General features: G+C 37.7%; 13 protein-coding genes. 9 read left to right on the forward strand and 4 right to left on the reverse strand.

The features are described from left to right. Positions 1-48: 48 nt before the first annotated feature. Both serA and prmA read left to right on the forward strand, forming a co-directional pair. The gene (gene serA / locus F6K15_RS04885; RefSeq protein ID WP_293057791.1) at positions 49-1,632 is read left to right on the forward strand and encodes a phosphoglycerate dehydrogenase; all 1,584 of its coding nucleotides are present in this window, start codon (positions 49-51) and stop codon (positions 1,630-1,632) included. Between the two features lie 317 nt (positions 1,633-1,949). Next, entirely contained in the window at positions 1,950-2,843 is an 894-nt protein-coding gene (prmA, locus tag F6K15_RS04890) for a 50S ribosomal protein L11 methyltransferase (protein ID WP_293058213.1), read from the forward strand. Positions 2,844-3,274: 431 nt separating this feature from the next. Here prmA and F6K15_RS04895 read toward each other — a convergent pair whose 3' ends face one another. Then, positions 3,275-3,904: a hypothetical protein gene (locus F6K15_RS04895; RefSeq protein ID WP_293057794.1), complete on the reverse strand. Its 630-nt coding sequence runs from the start codon at positions 3,902-3,904 to the stop codon at positions 3,275-3,277. Positions 3,905-4,569: 665 nt separating this feature from the next. Between F6K15_RS04895 and der the strand changes: the two genes are divergently transcribed. From der to proC, 6 genes are all read left to right on the forward strand, one after another. After that, positions 4,570-5,931: a ribosome biogenesis GTPase Der gene (gene der / locus F6K15_RS04900; RefSeq protein WP_293057797.1), complete on the forward strand. Its 1,362-nt coding sequence runs from the start codon at positions 4,570-4,572 to the stop codon at positions 5,929-5,931. Between the two features lie 499 nt (positions 5,932-6,430). Beyond that, positions 6,431-7,441, forward strand: coding sequence for an energy-coupling factor transporter transmembrane protein EcfT (locus F6K15_RS04905; RefSeq protein WP_293057800.1), 1,011 nt, complete (start codon positions 6,431-6,433; stop codon positions 7,439-7,441). A 338-nt stretch (positions 7,442-7,779) separates the two neighbouring features. Beyond that, the gene (gene pipX / locus F6K15_RS04910; protein WP_293057803.1) at positions 7,780-8,049 is read left to right on the forward strand and encodes a transcriptional coactivator PipX; all 270 of its coding nucleotides are present in this window, start codon (positions 7,780-7,782) and stop codon (positions 8,047-8,049) included. A gap of 376 nt (positions 8,050-8,425) precedes the next feature. Then, entirely contained in the window at positions 8,426-9,127 is a 702-nt protein-coding gene (locus F6K15_RS04915; RefSeq protein WP_293057805.1) for a YggS family pyridoxal phosphate-dependent enzyme, read from the forward strand. A 469-nt stretch (positions 9,128-9,596) separates the two neighbouring features. Then, positions 9,597-10,241 carry a cell division protein SepF gene (locus F6K15_RS04920; RefSeq protein ID WP_293058216.1) on the forward strand — a complete coding sequence of 215 codons (645 nt, stop codon included), beginning with the start codon at positions 9,597-9,599 and terminating at the stop codon, positions 10,239-10,241. Positions 10,242-10,683: 442 nt separating this feature from the next. Then, entirely contained in the window at positions 10,684-11,511 is an 828-nt protein-coding gene (gene proC, locus F6K15_RS04925) for a pyrroline-5-carboxylate reductase (protein WP_293057808.1), read from the forward strand. Between the two features lie 352 nt (positions 11,512-11,863). Here the strand turns inward: proC and F6K15_RS04930 are convergent, their stop codons facing one another. Beyond that, positions 11,864-12,736: an SDR family oxidoreductase gene (locus F6K15_RS04930; protein WP_293057811.1), complete on the reverse strand. Its 873-nt coding sequence runs from the start codon at positions 12,734-12,736 to the stop codon at positions 11,864-11,866. A gap of 225 nt (positions 12,737-12,961) precedes the next feature. Between F6K15_RS04930 and F6K15_RS38140 the strand changes: the two genes are divergently transcribed. Then, on the forward strand, positions 12,962-13,036 hold the full coding sequence (locus F6K15_RS38140; RefSeq protein WP_363267349.1) for a pentapeptide repeat-containing protein: 75 nt from the start codon (positions 12,962-12,964) through the stop codon (positions 13,034-13,036). A gap of 395 nt (positions 13,037-13,431) precedes the next feature. Here the strand turns inward: F6K15_RS38140 and F6K15_RS04935 are convergent, their stop codons facing one another. Further along, a complete protein-coding gene (locus F6K15_RS04935) occupies positions 13,432-13,554 on the reverse strand; it encodes a hypothetical protein (protein ID WP_293057814.1) in 123 nt (40 codons plus the stop codon). Beyond that, positions 13,535-15,406 (reverse strand): excinuclease ABC subunit UvrC, encoded by a 1,872-nt coding sequence (uvrC, locus tag F6K15_RS04940; RefSeq protein ID WP_293057817.1) that lies wholly within the window; start codon positions 15,404-15,406, stop codon positions 13,535-13,537. Before uvrC ends, F6K15_RS04935 begins: the two co-directional genes overlap by 20 nt. Between the last annotated feature and the right edge of the window lie 297 nt (positions 15,407-15,703).

Raw genomic sequence — 15,703 nt, forward strand, 5'->3', positions numbered from 1 at the left:
TTCAGTAGGTAAAAAAGTCACATCACTCAATTATTCAACTAATTTCCTATGCCAAAAGTTCTTGTATCCGATTCAATAGATAAAACTGGAATTGATATTATCTCCCAAGTAGCTCAGGTAGATGTCAAAACAGGTCTACCCGCAGAAGAACTTGTTAAAATTATACCAGAATATGATGCTTTAATGATTCGTTCTGGTACTAAAGTTACTAAAGAAATTATTGAAGCTGCTACTCAATTAAAAATTATTGGTCGTGCTGGAGTAGGGGTAGATAATGTAGATGTAACAGCAGCAACCCGCAAAGGTATTGTAGTAGTTAATTCCCCAGAAGGAAATACGATCGCCGCCGCAGAACACGCCCTTGCCATGATGTTATCTATGTCTCGCCATGTTGCAGAGGCTAACCAGTCAATTGCCAGTGGTAAATGGGACCGCAAAAAGTTTGTTGGGGTAGAGGTCTACAAAAAAACTCTCGGTGTTGTTGGTCTAGGTAAAATTGGTTCCCATGTAGCTAAGGTGGCGAAAGCTATGGGTATGAAAATTCTGGCCTACGACCCATTTATCTCTAAAGAAAGGGCAGACCAATTGGGTTGTAATTTGGTAGATATGGATTTATTGGTCCAAGAGTCGGACTACATTACTCTCCACATACCCAAAACTGATGAAACTTATCATTCAATTAATGCTGAAACTTTTGCAAAAATGAAGCCCACAGCTCGTATTATTAACTGCGCTAGAGGTGGCATTATTGATGAAGTTGCTTTAGCTGAAGCTTTAAAAGAAGGCAAAATTGCTGGTGCTGCTATAGATGTGTATGAAAATGAACCTCTAGAAGCTGAGTCCCCACTACGAGAGCTAGGACAAAAAATTGTGATGACTCCTCACCTGGGAGCTTCTACTGCTGAAGCTCAGGTGAATGTGGCAATAGATGTTGCGGAACAAATTCGAGATGTGTTGTTGGGTTTACCTGCTAGAACTGCAGTCAATATCCCTGGTATGTATCCTGATACATTAGAAAAACTTAAGCCATATTTGTTATTGGCTGAAACTCTTGGTAATTTAGTTAGTCAATTGGCAGGTGGACGAATTGATTTTCTGAATGTCCGTCTTCAAGGAGATTTGGCCACTGGAGATAGTAAACCAGTAGTAGTGGCAGCTCTCAAAGGTTTACTATCTCAAGCTTTGCGAGAACGTGTAAACTATGTGAATGCTTCAATTGAAGCAAAGGAAAGAGGTATTCGAGTCGTGGAAACTAAGGATGCTTCGGTCCGGGACTATACTGGTTCGTTGGAGTTGGAAGCTAAGGGTTCTCTGGGCGACCATATTGTTAGAGGTGCTTTACTTGGAGAAGATGAGATTCGGATTACTAATATTGATGGATTTCCAATTAATGTACCCCCAAGTCCCTATATGTTATTGACTCTGCACCGAGATATGCCTGGAATTATTGGTAAAATTGGTTCACTTTTGGGTAGTTTTAATGTCAATATTGCCAGTATGCAAGTAGGTCGTAAAATTGTTCGGGGTGATGCGGTTATGGTATTAAGTATTGATGATTTATTGCCGGAAGGAATTTTAACTGAAATTCTCAAAGAACCAGGAATTAGGGATGCTTATACAGTTGCTCTTTAATAGACATCTCGACCAAAAGAGGGAGTAGGAAGTAGGGAGTAGGGAGTAGGGAGTAGGGGGAAATAATTGATGATTTATTTACGATAATTGATTTTATTTTTGATTATTGGATATGTCTAATAGGTAATAAGTCATTTCAGTTATCAGTTATCAGTACCTCTGCAATTAAGGAGGCAAGAAAATCAGAAATTCTCTTCTTTTCCAGGAGATGTAATTGTTAATTATTAATTATTAATTATTAATTATTGAACCTACGACCTACCACCTACGATCTAAAACCTAATCTAAAATATAACAATCTAAAAGCTGAAATTTTTATGGCATATAACTGGTGGGAAATTAGAGTATTGTGTCACCCAAGTCTTGAGGAAGTCATTGCTTGGCGTCTAGATACTTTTGGTTGCCGAGGTACTGCAAGTCAGGTCAAAGATAATCAGTGTTTGATCTGGGCCTATATACCAGAAGAACAAGCTCAAATGTTGGACTTGTCAGCTTTGGCCGTACATTTACGTCAGGATGCCCTATGTATGAATTTACCAACTCCAGCAGTAGATTGGGATTTAATTGAGGAAGAAGACTGGGCAAGTAGTTGGAAACAATATTGGCAACCTCAAGAAATTGGCGATCGCTTTCTGATTCATCCTGCTTGGCTAGATTTACCAGAAAATTTAGATAGAATTATCCTTCGTTTAGACCCAGGAGCGGCTTTTGGTACAGGAACTCATCCTACTACGGAGTTATGTTTGGAGTCATTGGAAATGCGCTTGGGGTTGGAACCTAATCCGGAAGCTATTATTGCTGATATTGGTTGTGGTAGTGGTATTTTGTCTATTGGGGCAGCATTATTAGGGGTACGTCAGATATATGCAGTTGATATTGACCCACTAGCAATTAGATCCACTATTGGTAATCGGAAATTAAATGATATAACGGCTGAAAAATTAATTGTTGAACATGGTGATATTGAGCATTTAATTAAGTTAGTTTCTGGTCCGGTAGATGGTATAGTCTGTAATATTTTAGCTGAAGTAATTATTGATATAATTCCGCATCTGGAAGCGATCGCTAAACCTACAACTTGGGGTGTTCTGAGTGGCATTTTATTAGAACAAGCTAAATCAATTGCTGATACTTTGGAACAAAATGGTTGGGTTGTGGCCACTCTTTGGAAACGAGGAGATTGGTGTTGTTTTAATATTCGGCGTTCTTAATTTAAGAAGGTGGTAGGTCGTAGGTGGTAGGTGAAAATTTGAGAACGATTTAAGAAGGTTTTAGCTTTTATATCAAATCCGTTTAATTAGGTATAAAAATATTGTCTATCTTCACAATTACCAAATCTTTATAACTGTTTTTTCTCCTGACTCCTGACTCCTAACTTCAAAAGATTTTATACCGATGCTAACAGATTTGATATTAGGTGGTAGGTCATTTCAGTTATCAGTTATCAGTTATCAGTTATCAGTACCTCTGCCTGAAGTCAGAGGCTTGAAATATTGAACTTGATTTTTTTTCATCCCCTTGTAGAGCGGTAGCTCGCGGCGCAGCCAAGGGGAGGCTTCAGACCTTATTTTTTGGTGAAAATTTTAAGAACGAAGATATAGCAGTGGAAGGAAAGGGCGCGGACATATCAAAAACTGAAAACTCAGACAACGCCAGATTTTTCTTTCTTCACTTCTTCCCTCTTCCTTCTTCCCTCTTCCTTCTTCCTTCTGCTATAAAAATAAATATAGCTACTACAATAAAAAATATTAACTAGAACTATCAATATTTTTCCTATTGCAGAATTAATACTAGGAAATATCCACAAAGTTGCTAATAACACCAGCAAAATTTCTATCAAAGCCACAATATTTCCATAATGTTTCGGGTCCCAATAAGAAATAGGACTAATAAATCGATAATTACTAAAAGGGAAAAAATGTCTATGAGCATCATTATTATGTACTGGTAAATCACCCAGAGAATGAAACACCAAACTAATACAAAAAACTTGCATAATTTCCCAGCCAAAATAGTAAGAAATTAGTAATAAAATTATCGCTAAAGGAATAGAATGAAAAGTCGCAACAAGATTTTGTATTAATGGTTGATAATATGCTTCTGACCAAATTTTTGCTTCTGGTAACCGGACAATAAATTTTGCCCAAAAGTAGAAAATAAATATTGGAATATCTGGTAAAACTCCACCTATTACAATAGCAAGATTAGCTTGTGGTAGTTGTGGTTTAGCAAGAATAGCTAGATTAATAATGGCATGACTTGGTGTATTCATATTGAAGAAGGAAAAGGGAAGAAGGAAGAAGGAAGAAAGAAGAAAGAAGAGGGAAGAAGGAAGAAGGAAGAAGGAAGAAGATGATTTTTTTCACTACTAATTAGGGCTTGCTGATTAAACCTAAACGTCTTTAAAGTTCAAGGTTTTAGCCTTTTTAAGTATCAAAAAGTTCAAGGTTTTAAGTGGTAATGGTTCAAAAATTCAGTATTTTGGTCAAGATTTGGGCAGAAAAATTAAGGGACAAAACGCCCGCTCCTACCTCCTCGCTCATTCCAATTTCTCCCCTCCTGGGAGGGGTTAGGGGTGGGTTGTCTCCTGTCTCCTGTCTTCCCCTCCACGGTCGGGGGAGGGGCGAGGGGTGGGCTGTCTCCTGTCTCCTACCCCTACTAAAAGACTTTTGAGGGCAAACCCTAATTATAGTTAAACAGACATGATATAAAACCTGCTTCAATAAAATTATTGCTATAATAAAAGTTTGAATAATTGGTGTTGGTGAATCAAACTATGAATTAAGATGTTTGGGCGAACCGTAATCAAGATATGTAGGGACGTTGTATGCAACATTCCTACTTATTCCCTATTCCCTATTTCCTAAGCACGAAAATTATAGCTAAATTCACCAACACCGAATAATTTATATTTAGCTAAACTAATTAAAATTAACTATGTCTTTACCTATAGTAGCTATTATTGGCAGACCAAATGTGGGAAAGTCCACAATTGTGAATCGCTTGGCCGAAAATCAAGATGCAATTGTCCATGACGAACCAGGAATAACTCGCGATCGTACTTATCGTAACGCATATTGGCGAGACCGAGAATTCCAAGTTGTAGATACAGGAGGTTTGGTATTTGATGATAATACAGAATTTTTACCGTTAATTCGCGAACAAGCTATGGCAGCTCTCGTAGAAGCAAGTGTTGCTATTTTTGTAGTAGATGGACAAGCAGGCCCAACTGGAGGAGATGAAGAAATAGCTAGGTGGCTCCGTCAACAACCTGTCCCTACACTCCTAGCGGTTAATAAGTGCGAATCTCTGACAGAAGGATTAACCCAAGCTGCGATGTTTTGGGAATTGGGTTTAGGAGAACCTTATCCCATTTCTGGCATTCATGGCAATGGTACTGGAGAATTATTGGATGAGTTAATTACCCATTTACCACCTATTACTGAAATTCCAGAAACAAATGAGGTTAGAGTAGCAATTGTTGGTCGTCCTAATGTGGGTAAATCTAGTTTATTAAACGCATTTCTTGGAGAAAATCGTGCAATTGTTAGTCCTATTTCTGGTACTACAAGAGATGCTATTGATACTGTAGTAGAACGTAATGGAAAAACTTATCGTTTGATTGATACTGCTGGTATTAGAAAAAAGAAAAATGTGGAATATGGTGCAGAATTTTTTGGTATTAATCGAGCTTTTAAAGCTATTCGTCGTACTGAAGTTGTTCTGTTTGTAATTGATGCTTTAGATGGGGTAACGGAGCAAGACCAAAAGTTGGCAGATCGAATTATTGAGGAGGGTAGAGCTTGCGTTATTGTGGTGAATAAATGGGATGCTGTGGAAAAGGATGCCTATACTATTTATACTTATGAACAAGAAGTAAGGTCGCGACTATATTTTATGGAATGGGCAGAGATGATTTTTATTAGTGCATCTACAGGAAAACGAGTAGAGAAAATTATAGATTTAATAGATAATGCCGCTAATGAATATCAGCGTCGGGTAACAACTTCAGTGATTAATGAAGTTTTAGAGGAAGCTGTTAGTTGGAATTCTCCTCCAACGACTCGTCAGGGTCGTCAAGGAAAAATTTATTATGGAACTCAAGTGACAAGTAAACCACCAACAATTGCTTTATTTGTAAATGACCCCAAGCGTTTTCCTGATAATTATCGTCGTTATATACAAAGTCAGTTTCGTCAACATTTAGGATTTACAGGAACACCTATAAGATTAATTTGGCGTGGCAAAAAAGCTAGGGAAGTAGAGCATAATACTGTTAATAGAGCAACTCGTGTTTAGGAATAGAAAGAAGGAAGAAGAAAGAAGGAAGAAGGAAGAAGGAAAAGCTTGCTTTGTCTAAGTTTTAAGCTTTTGATACAGCAGATTTCGGGCAAATGATGTACAGGATAAATCGTGAAAATATTGTAGTGTGGGCATCTTACCCGCGCGGGTGTACCTCATAACAACGAAAAGCGCTGTATGTCCTAACCTTTGTTTAGACTGCTATAATTGTCAATTCAATTATTAATTAATCCCTTCAGAAAGAAGTATGTTAACAGTACTTCCTGCAATAGAAAGGCGAGAAGATGCAGAGTTTTTTTCAAAGTTAAAGATTAATATATTTGGCAGTTTTTTTATTGTCTAAATAATATTATGTCCGTTGAATACTTAATATAAAATCAATATTAGAAACAGGAAATAGGAGGATATCAGGGAGATTCAAATTTCAAGCCTCCTTATTGCAGAGATACTGATAACTAATAAATGATAACTGAAATAACCTACCACCAAAGTAAAAATGGATTTATTACGATCGCTTCCCCTTGGACTATACTTAGAAAAACCCATAACATGGCTACATAAACTCGACCCTAGAGTTAAATTAATCTGGCTAATGAGCTTTCTAATTAGCCCAGTTTTGAGTAGTTCCATCTGGCGTTTAATATTAGTAGCTATGTTAATTGTATTAACATTTAGTGCCTCAATTCCTTTACGAGTTTGGCAACGACAAATGGGTTGGTTGCTGACATTATGTTCTTTGGTTTTTGTCATGAGCGCAGCTATTGCCCCTGATGGACTTTCAATTAACTATCAACCCCGTTTACCAAAAGATGAATTAACCTTTGCTGAACAAACTACTAATTTACCACCAGTACCAGAAGCGAGAAATTTTTCCAATTTTTTTGGATTAATAAAAACAGAAACTTCAACTGAATCAACTTCTGAAACACAACAGCAAAAACTAACAGAATTACCTCAACCTACCTCTTATAAATACGTCCTTTTTCAACAAAGACCACTAACTATAACTCGTCGTTCAGTAGATTTAGGTATTAGGATTGCCACTTTATTATTTACCGTTATTTATAGCACAAACTTATACCTTTTAACCACCGGTTCGGAAGAAATTACAGCAGGTATAGAAGACTTAATGCAACCTCTGAATAAATTAAATTTACCTGTAACAGAAATAAGTTTAACTTTGACGTTATCTTTAAGATTTATTCCCCTAGTTTTAGAGGAGATACAAAATTTAGTTCGTTCAGTTAGAACTAGGGCAATTAACTGGAAAAAACTAGGACTGCGACAAGCTTCTCAGGTGTGGTTAATAGTAGCAGAAAGACTATTAGAAAATTTGCTATTGCGAGCAGATCAAATTGCCAGTGCAATGAAAGTGCGAGGTTTTACAACTCCCGATCAACATAAAGTACAATGGCACGATCTACAGTTAAAGATATTGGACTGGTTAGTATTGGTTAGCTTAGTGTTATTCTGGTGGGTTAGGTTAGTTTGGGGAGGACAAAGTTAAAACAAAATTATATATTCTTATAGATAATTATTTATCTGGTATTGTTATGTAGTAAAGTAAAAAATTTTCAAAGTCACTGATTTATGTTGTTGATAATTTTCAGACAAAAATTATACGTTGATATTTGAGCTGAATATCAAATAATTATAATTGCAGAAAATATATTTTCTGGGTCTATTTAATTCTAAGAGCATTTAATAATTTACAGAAAAAACAAAAACCTAAATTTATCTGTTAAGCTGTAATATCTAAAATCTAAAAAAATTAGGGTCTTTCAATTGACAAAGGCCACTAAGTTATTTAAAAATCCTGTCATTATCTGCTGATTTTAAGCCTAAATGACCAACGAAACTTACATGAACCATCCTAACTTTGGCCTTTTATACAGGGTGTGCTTAGTTGAGGATAACAAAGAATTGTTTACTACCCTCTATGCCCAACGCTTATTTTTTTTAGTGACAAATGGAATAGGAGGTATTAAATTTGAACCTTTAGGTCGTTCAGACGCACGTTTAATGGTGGAAATTCGCCTCCGCCAACTGCGTCGAAATGGTCAAGCAATTGAATACCAAAAACTTCAGACAATTCACAAAAATACTTTTCAATAATTAAGGTGTTCTCTGCTTCTACTCAACTAAAGTAAAGTTAACTATATTGTCCGGCCTAATCTTGAAGAAGGCAGCTATGCTGTTTGCGCAGCATTCCGCAGGAAAGGCAGAAGGGAAAATTGCATGGGTATAGTCAACGACTGCCCACGGGTGTGTCCGACCGCCCCAAACAATTTTAAGTATCCCCCTTAACCGGAATTGGGTAGTTATACCTCTTTCTCTAAGAGGATAAAAAAAGAATATCCTGTATTTCAATCGCAATGACTCAGTTAGAGGTACTGATAACTGATAACTGATAACTGATAACTGAAATGACGGTGGGGTATTAAGCCCGGCACAGATAAAGATAATAAAAATTCTCAAATCTCAAGATAAAATGGTTGAGTCCATTACTGAATGTATTACTAAAATCCGCTCTAACTTACCTACATCAATACGCTTAATTGCTGTAACTAAACAGGTATCAGTTGACGCTATTCGTGCTGCTTATGCAGCAGGAATAAGAGATTTTGGAGAAAATAAAGTTCAAGAAGCAGAAGAAAAGCAAGTCCAACTACGAGATTTACCAGAGATTACCTGGCATCTGATTGGCCACTTGCAAACCAATAAAGCAGCAAAAGCTTTAAAGCAGTTTCAATGGATTCATTCTGTAGATAGTTTAAAATTGGCTCAACGCCTAGACCGTTTAGCAGAAGAATTATCTTGTAGTCCTAATATTTGCCTGCAAGTCAAAATTTTACCCGACCCTAATAAGTATGGGTGGAGCATACCAGAATTAATTACTGACTTACCACAGTTAAACCAATGTCAAAATCTGAAAATTAAGGGTCTTATGACTATTCCACCCCAAGGATTAGACCATGGGCAAACCTTATCAGTATTTGAGAAAACTCAGGAGTTAGCCCAGGAAATTAGCAAAAAAAATTTGTCTAATATAAATATCCAAGAACTTTCAATGGGAATGTCAGAAGATTATAATCTAGCCATAACTGCTGGTACGACTATGGTCAGACTAGGTAGAATTCTATTTGGTGAGAGGAGGATTACACATAAAAAGGTTGAAAACTCCTCGCCTTGAGGCGGGAGATGAAAATGACAGTGCGGGATAAATCCGGCCTAAGTGATAGAATTAAATTTTGAATAAGGCGTTCATTTACACCTGGAACTGTCCTAGTATGGAGAAATCCCGGCAAAGAAGAAACAACGGTTGATACATTCAACGGCAGTATGACCATAATTACTTCAAGCAATTATTAGGACAGGGAGCGTACCATTTTGGCATAGTGATAGAACCTCCCGAAAGCTAACAATGTGAATACAAGTGAGTGTCTAGGGGTGTTTTGACTGGTCTGACCTGGATAAGTCTCTGGGTGACAGCTCAGAACAAGCAAGTAATGTGTATTTGTCCCATTGCTGAGTATCTGCTAGTCAAAAGGACTGATATGCTATCAAATACAACTTAAAAAGTAAAAATAGTAGTAAACCTACGATTAAGCTACCTTGGGACAATAGTCCGAATTTGACAGTAGCGAAGGAGTAATTTAATGGTGAATGGTATTTTTTCCAAACTAAAAGATTTTGTGGGACTCAACGAACAAGTTGAGTACGAATATGATTACGATGAAGTGGAAGGAGAACAATATCAAAGTGTTTATCCTCCACAAGAACAAGCTCCTGCTGCTGTACCAGTAGCAGAAGAGGAAAGTCGCAATAGTCGCCGATTAAGAAATAGGGCCACTGCTGCGACAACAACAACAAGCAGCACAGGTATTACTGGAGCTGTTAAATCAGAATCTGGAATGGGATCGGTTATGAACAATGTAATTGGAATGCCTGGCGCTTTAAATGGAATGTCTGAAGTTGTGGTTATGGAACCACGAACTTTTGAAGAAATGCCTCAAGCAATTCGTGCTCTACGGGAGCGCAAGTCCGTGGTTTTAAATTTGACCATTATGGACCCAGACCAAGCTCAAAGGGCAGTGGACTTTGTAGCAGGTGGTACTTATGCTCTGGATGGTCATCAAGAACGCATCGGAGAAAGTATTTTTCTGTTTACACCAAGCTGTGTACAAGTCAGAACTCAAGCAGGTGTAGTCAACGAGATGCCTCAGGCTCAACCACGCCCTCGTGTGGGAACTTCTGGGTCTCAAGTTTGGCAACCGGAGCAAAATCAAATTCAAATGATGCAATAATAGCTAGGGAATTTTGGGTATGGGGTCAGAAAAAATATAATTAGCGCTAATAATTATATATATCTAATACCAATTCACTCTAAGGATGTCACAAATAGTCAGCAACTGATGATGTGGAATAATAGGCTGAAACTATTGTTTAGTTAACACTTTAAGTCTATCAACTTTTACTTCTAACTTCCGTGAACGGTACCCATTCCCAATTCCCAATTCATACATTTTAGTTGAAAAATGAGGCGTTGGTGATTTGAGGTATGATATCATATCCCTATTGCAGTTTGATAGAACGACCTTCCGCGCTCCGCGACCAAAAAACTTTCTTCCTCTATTCCTCTTTCTTCCCTTCTGACTCCTGAGTTCCCTTCCTGGGAGGGACCCGCGGGTGGGTTGGCTCCTAAGTAATTAAGACTAATATCATACACGCTATTCAGCAACGCGAAAAATGACAACTGCAAAGTTTGGTTTAATTGGTGGTGGGGTAATGGGTGAAGCTTTATTATCCCGACTGCTCGAACAGAAAATTTATCAACCCTCAGAAATTTTAGTTAGTGACCCGCAGCAACAAAGGCGGGATTTTTTAGCACGGGAATATGGGGTAGAGGTAACTACTGATAATCGTTTGGTTGTTACTTCTACAACGGAAGTTTTATTACTGGCGGTTAAACCTCAAATATTTGATACTATAGCATCGGAATTGGCAGACTGGCAAGTTGGTGGTGAGACTATAACGGGAGCTTTGGTAATCTCAATTATGGCAGGTGTACCTCTGCAAAGGTTGGAGGCAGCTTTCCCATCGCGACCTATGGTAAGAGTCATGCCTAATGCTCCAGCAACAGTAGGTGCAGGAATGAGCGCGATCGCTCCTGGTAAGCATATTCAACCGGAACATCAGGAGTTAGCTACTCGCATTTTACAGTCGGTAGGACAGGTAGTGGAAGTTCCAGAAACTTTAATGGATGCAGTTACGGGTTTATCTGGTTCCGGACCTGGTTATGTAGCAATTTTAATTGAGTCCTTGACAGATGGGGGAGTTCGTGCTGGTTTGCCTAGAGCGATCGCTTATCAGTTAGCATTACAGACAGTTTTAGGGACGGCAGTTATGTTGCAGAAGTCGGGAATGCACCCAGCACAGTTGAAAGACCGGGTCACAAGTCCTGGAGGAACAACTATTGCCGGAATTGCGGAATTAGAAAGTTTGGGTTTTCGTTCTGCTTTAATTGAAGCAGTAGTGGCGGCAAAAGAAAGGTCTCAAGAATTAGGGAATAGTTAAATATAGGAGAAGGAAGAAGGAAGAAGTCCAGTAGTGGACTGACACAGCTAAAATGCTGCAATAAGTGTAGGTTAGGTTGAGGGACCTGAAACCCAACATTAGTAAGGTTTTGTTGGGTTTCCCTTCGGGAAGCTACGCTAACACTGCCGTACCGCTACTTGGTGTGCAAGCTACAACCCAACCTACATTTTAGGCGTGTTAGTCCAGTAGGGTGCGTTAATGAAATGTAACGCACCATCTGGATCGGAACTTAAGCCACTGACAATATATATAGGGTTTTGGTGTGTTACGCTACCGCTAACACACCCTACTGGACTACTGATAACTGATAACTGAAATGACTCCTCCCTGATTAAAACACAATTGTTGGATGAACTAACTCAAAACCTTCATCCCTCAATTTTTTATTTGATACTCTGGCATTAAAAGGGCGCATTGATGAGGGGGAACCATCCCAAGAAACTTTTTCTAAACCTTGATATTTATGTAAACTATCAAGTAATTCTTTACCTTTCATTGGTACATCATTAACTAAGTTGTAAATACCCTGCAACTGTTTGTCTCTGGCAAATTCTACAGCGCCGACGATATCATCTAAATGAATCCAATTAGTTACATCATCACCAGTACCAGGGCGAGTTTTGCCTCCCCACCTACTAAAAATTTTTATTAGCTCTCTACCAGGACCGTAAATTCCCCCTAAACGCAGGATACACACTCGTTGTTGGGGAGTGGATGCGGATAATAAGACTTGTTCTGTTTGATGGAGAATATTACCATTTTCACTAGCGGGGGTAACGGGGGAGTTTTCATCTATCCATTCACCATTTTTGTCACCATAAACTGAGTAACTACTTGTGTAAATTATTTGCTGTATATTGGGAGTTTTTTTCAAGGTGGCAACTAGAGTTTGGGCAGTTTCTAAGTAGGTTTGTTTGTACTCCATGCCAATATGAGAGCGGAAACCGACACTCAACAATACTATGTCTTGGTTTTGCAATACATCCTGCATCGCTTGGGGGTCATTGCCTTTCATTACTACTACTTGTGAGGTTATATTTTTTAGTTCTGAAACTTTTTCTGGAGTAGTAGTAGTCACTGTTACTTGATGACCGTTTTGACTCCACAGTTTGGCAACTTTAGTGCCTACATAACCACAACCGATAATTGCTATTTTCATTCTGTTATCCAATATATTACTTACTTTTGATACTATTGTTATCATACAAGGTTATCGAAATTTTTGATAGTAGTTAAACTCTTGAGTTAGTTAGTTAATTTTAAACATAAAAAAGGGTATAATATTTCCGATTTTCAACCAATTTACGACGAAGATTTATTAGAAATATCGTTGCGTGAAAGACAGAAAATTATCAATGAAATTAAGTAAAAAGAAGTAAGCAATTTTTGAGAGGAGCTTAAAAAAGCAGGGTTTAATCTTAGAGAAGATTTGCCAGGACTTGACTTAAGTTATACTAATTTAAGTAATGCTAACTTAAAGGGGTGTAATATCATGTCCGGTTGAATACTTACACTTTGGAAGAGGTAAGGCAGGAGGCAGGAGGCAGGAGGCAGGAGGAAAGAAAAGGTCAGAAGGGAAAAGGTTTTTTTATCACTGATTATCCGGACATGATATAACCTTTATAAAACCAATTTAGTTGGTGCAGGTTTAAGGGGTGCAATACTTCAAGGTGTTTTTTTGGAAGAAAGTAAAATTGATGAAACGACTGTTTTATAGTGAGAGGTCTTATATCATGTCCGGTTGAACAGTTATAAATAAACGACGAAGGAGTCAGGAGACAACCCACCCCTAACCCCTCCCAGGAGGGGAACTCAGGAGTCAGGAGGAAATAAAGAAGAAGAAAGAGGAGGAGAAGGAGAAAGTTTTTTTATCACTAATTATCCGGACATGATATTACATTATCTCTGGATAATAGCGCGATCAAACTTCGTTCCGCTTACGCTATGAACCAAAACTTCCTTCTTCCCTCTTCCTTCTTCTTTCTTCTTTCTTCCTTCACCTCTAAGGATGAAAATAATCATAAATTTGCTGCGCCAACTTCGGTCCGACTCCTGATACTTCTGTCAACTGCTGCACTGTTGCCATCCGAATATAATCAACAGAATGAAAATGTCCCAATAACAATTTTTGTCGATGATGTCCTAAACCAGGAATCTCATCTAGGCGCGATCGCTTCATTCTTTGACTTCTTTTATCTCTATGGAAACTTACGGCAAACCTATGTGCTTCATCTCTCAACCTCCGCAATAACTGTACTCCTGGTTGTTCCGCATTAGTTGTTAATGGTAGGGACTCTCCAGGTAGAAAAATTTCCTCTCGTTGCTTTGCTAAACTCACTACCCGCACTTCTTCTAATAGTTCCATTTCTTGCATCACTGTCATCACTGCTGAAAGTTGTCCTTTTCCACCGTCTATCATTATTAAGTCTGGTTTCTCTGTAGTTGGTTGTTTTTCATAGTCGCGAAACCGTCTTTGAATGACTTCTGCCATACTGGCAAAGTCATCAGAATGACCAGACTGCACTTCTGGGTTTTGAATTTTGTAATGTCGATAATGTTGTTTTGCTGGCAAACCGTCAATAAAAACGACTCGCGATGCTACTGCATCTGAACCTTGAATATGAGAAATATCATAACCTTCAATACGGTGGGGTAATTCTGGCATATCTAATATTTCTGCTAAGTCTGTCATTGCTGCAGTGTTGCGATCGCTCATTTTATTCAACCGTGCTAACTCATATTCAGCGTTCTTTTTTACCATTTCTATTAATTCTGCTTTTCCCTGACGTTGAGGTACGAAAATTTCTACTTTTTTACCTTTTTTTTCTGTTAACCAATTTGTCAAAAATTCACTTTCTAGTAATTCATATTGCACAATAATTTCTACGGGAATTTCTACAGATTCTACTGTTTGATAATGTGATTCTAAAACCCGTTGTAAAATTACTCCTAATTCTCTACTTTCTCCGGTTACTAAATTGGGTGTTTCAGCAATAAATCCTAATCTACCTACTAATTTACCTGCTCGAATTTGGAATAATTGAACGCAAGCAAATTTATCATTGCCAGCTAATGCTATTGCATCTCTGGAAATTCTATCGTCTGGCAAGGAAACTTTTTGGTCGGCATTTAGAGAGTCTAAACCTATGATTTGGTCGCGAATAGCTGCAGCTTTTTCAAAATTTAAAGCTTCTGCTTCTTTTGCCATTTGAGTATTCAATATATCAATTAATTCTCCTGTTCTGCCTTGAAAAATCATTGCTACTTTTTGCACAATTTTATGATATTCATCTGGTGTAATTAATGCCTGACAAACTCCCGGACAGCGACCAATATAATAGTTTAGACAAGGGCGGTCTTTAAATAAAGGTTTTGGTCGTTGGCGTAGAGGAAAAATTTGTTTGACTAAATGTAAGGTATTTCTTAAAAGTCTGGTATCTACATAAGGACCGTAATAACGGTCTTGAACTTTACCTAATCGTCGTTTTCTAGTAATAAAAACTCTGGGATAATCTTCAGACCAAGTTATACATAAATATGGATATTTTTTATCATCCTTGAGTAAGACATTAAAATATGGTTGATGCTGTTTAACAAGATTAGCTTCTAATGCTAAAGCTTCTGCTTCTGTATCTGTGACAATAAATTCAATTTCCACCACTTGTTGTACCATTAAGCTGATACGATGACTGTGGTTTTTGCTTTCTCGAAAATAGGAGCGGACTCGATTTCTCAGCTTTTTTGATTTACCAATATAAAGAAGGCGATCGCTACTATCGCGCATTAAATACACTCCCGGAGTTTGGGGAATTTCTTTGAGGCGATTTTCTAAACTTTCTGAGTCTTTTACTAGGGGTAAAATTTTAGTAATCATATTTTTAATTATCTTCAATGGAGAATATTTTACTGAGCTATCAATTCAATTTGAAAAAATTATCCTAGTCATAAGATTTTTGCTAAAAACCATAAAATTTTTGAGAGGTAAAAACGAAAAATCAAGCTTTTTCAACACATTTTACTTAAACAAATAAGCCTGTGAGGTAAGCATTCAGCTGTCAGCACTTCAGCAGTTCATCTATTGCTTTTAGTATTAGATAAAAGCTTTACTAATTGAGGTGGAATTTATACTTACTACCACAGTCGGCTTTAAAGTCTATATTAGACATCTCCA

Origin of the sequence: Okeania sp. SIO2B3 (assembly GCF_010672525.1) — a bacterium.
Lineage (GTDB): Bacteria > Cyanobacteriota > Cyanobacteriia > Cyanobacteriales > Microcoleaceae > Okeania.

Excerpts from the sequence above, each read along its gene's own strand:
- serA (WP_293057791.1), top strand. The coding sequence starts at position 49 with ATGCCAAAAGTTCTTGTATCCGATTCAATAGATAAAACTGGAATTGAT.
- prmA (WP_293058213.1), top strand. The coding sequence starts at position 1,950 with ATGGCATATAACTGGTGGGAAATTAGAGTATTGTGTCACCCAAGTCTT.
- F6K15_RS04895 (WP_293057794.1), bottom strand. The coding sequence starts at position 3,904 with ATGAATACACCAAGTCATGCCATTATTAATCTAGCTATTCTTGCTAAA.
- der (WP_293057797.1), top strand. The coding sequence starts at position 4,570 with ATGTCTTTACCTATAGTAGCTATTATTGGCAGACCAAATGTGGGAAAG.
- F6K15_RS04905 (WP_293057800.1), top strand. The coding sequence starts at position 6,431 with ATGGATTTATTACGATCGCTTCCCCTTGGACTATACTTAGAAAAACCC.
- pipX (WP_293057803.1), top strand. The coding sequence starts at position 7,780 with ATGACCAACGAAACTTACATGAACCATCCTAACTTTGGCCTTTTATAC.
- F6K15_RS04915 (WP_293057805.1), top strand. The coding sequence starts at position 8,426 with ATGGTTGAGTCCATTACTGAATGTATTACTAAAATCCGCTCTAACTTA.
- proC (WP_293057808.1), top strand. The coding sequence starts at position 10,684 with ATGACAACTGCAAAGTTTGGTTTAATTGGTGGTGGGGTAATGGGTGAA.
- F6K15_RS04930 (WP_293057811.1), bottom strand. The coding sequence starts at position 12,736 with ATGATAACAATAGTATCAAAAGTAAGTAATATATTGGATAACAGAATG.
- F6K15_RS04935 (WP_293057814.1), bottom strand. The coding sequence starts at position 13,554 with ATGATTATTTTCATCCTTAGAGGTGAAGGAAGAAAGAAGAAAGAAGAA.
- uvrC (WP_293057817.1), bottom strand. The coding sequence starts at position 15,406 with ATGATTACTAAAATTTTACCCCTAGTAAAAGACTCAGAAAGTTTAGAA.